Origin of the sequence: Thermogutta sp., assembly GCF_039793925.1 — a bacterium.
GTDB lineage: Bacteria > Planctomycetota > Planctomycetia > Pirellulales > Thermoguttaceae > Thermogutta.
In genome coordinates, this window is record NZ_JBAMME010000040.1 from 1 (window position 1) to 1663 (window position 1663).

2 protein-coding genes are annotated in these 1663 nt (G+C 58.9%); both read left to right on the forward strand.

Annotated elements, in window-relative coordinates:
• The first annotated feature begins 113 nt into the window (after nt 1-113).
• A complete protein-coding gene (locus ABJK56_RS01445; protein ID WP_347242886.1) occupies nt 114-809 on the forward strand; it encodes a DUF2283 domain-containing protein in 696 nt (231 codons plus the stop codon).
• Between the two features lie 547 nt (nt 810-1356).
• Nucleotides 1357-1663 (forward strand): UDP-N-acetylglucosamine 2-epimerase (locus ABJK56_RS01450; protein WP_347242887.1); only part of this gene is annotated, 307 nt, incomplete at its 3' end.

Consider the following 1663-nt stretch of genomic DNA (forward strand, 5'->3'; position numbering starts at 1 on the left):
CGCAAAGAATAAAACTATAATGAATTCTCTGCGGCCTCAGCGATCTCTGCGGTGAGTGGAACGAGGCCATGCTGTGACGGTGATCACTTCGCTGGGCAGATGTGTGGCGCAGTATGAGGCGTTGCTGGGGCGGGTGGCGAATAGTGCATCCCAATCCTGAGGCTGATTTCGTTTTTGAAACAGTTGACTACAGCAATACGCCTGTTATCCTGAGTCGGGCAACCTGGCGGGCCAAAGCGGGCAACGATGAGCCAGGAGAGCATCCAGAGATTCGCGACTACCTGGAGGATGTGCAGGTAACTATCGAAAAGCCAGATCTGGTGTTCCAGAGCACCCGCGATCCGCGTTCTCGCCTTTTCTATAGGCTATCGGTGGGGCGTGGTCGCTTCGCTGGCAAACATCTGGTCGTTGTGGTAATATGTGGCAGAGCCAACTGGCGAGCGCGGGTATATAAGCACCATGTACTTGAGCCGAACGGTCTATGCGAGAGGAGAGCAGTTATGGCCGAGAATGGAGATTTCCGAAACTTGATCCGTGTCCACTACGACCGTGAGGGGGATATCCTGACTTTCTCCTTCACCCCAGAGCCTCAGCCGGCCGTGGCCGAAGAAGCGGCCGATGAGATCTGGGTCCGCTATGATCCGGACACGCACCAGGTGGTGACGGTGGACATCCTGAACTTCTCGGCCCGCGTGCGAACGGCATTCGGGCCGCGGTTAACCTACACCGAGCGCGCCGATCCCCAGCGATTAGAGTCATTAGAGCCACTTCGGGCGCTGCAAGGCGGGGGCGAACAGTCGCCTTCCTGATCCCCACTTCCCTCCCGCTATACGCCAACCTTTGAGAGAGAATACACACCCCCACAATTGAGATGCCGGAGGGCTAGAGAGGCCAGAGGGGCCAGAAGAGCCGGAGGCTATGTCCCCTCTGGTTCCTCTGTCCCCCTTGGCTCCTTTGTTTCCCCCGCCTGGTTCCGCAACCATTGGGAGAAGATTGAAGCCTCGGCGCGGTTCGGGCCGGGCGTGTCGGCGGCGGTGAGGGAGATGGTTGGAGGCATTCTGTCAACGAATGGCTAACGAATAAACGAATGGTTCGGAGCCGGTGTCATTCGTTTATTCGTTGAATATTCGTTTTCTATCCCCTCACCAATGACGAGATCGCCCAATGCATAGACTATTTCGCTGCCTCTGATTGCCAGGTCATTCTGCTATTCAACTTCGGGAGGCCGCGTCTGGAGTGGAAGCGTCTCTTCCCACCCAAGCACCTTCTGGCTCACCGGCGCAAGCGCTGGGTCCGCGGTTCGGGAGACCGCTCATAACATTCGTTTATTCGTTCCGTATTCGTTGACAGAGACTTATGAACATCCTAGCCGTCTTTGGCACCCGCCCCGAGGCGGAGGCCGGCACCGTGCGCGTCGTGGGGACGGATCGGCAACGCATCGTAGCTGAAACTGTGCGGCTGTTGGAGGACAGGGCAGCCTATCGGCGGATGGCCCAGGCGGTGAATCCCTACGGCGACGGCCACGCGGCGGAGCGGATCGTGGCAGCGCTGGTGCCCGATGCGGAAAAAGGGAAGGCCGTGTGGGCCCAGGAGAACGACCGCCGTGTGACCCGGGTGGGGCGCATCCTGCGCCGCACCCACGTGGACGAATTCCCTCAGTTCC

Bases quoted from the DNA above. Each gene is read 5' to 3' on its own strand.
- ABJK56_RS01445 (WP_347242886.1), top strand. From the start codon at position 114: ATGAGGCGTTGCTGGGGCGGGTGGCGAATAGTGCATCCCAATCCTGAG.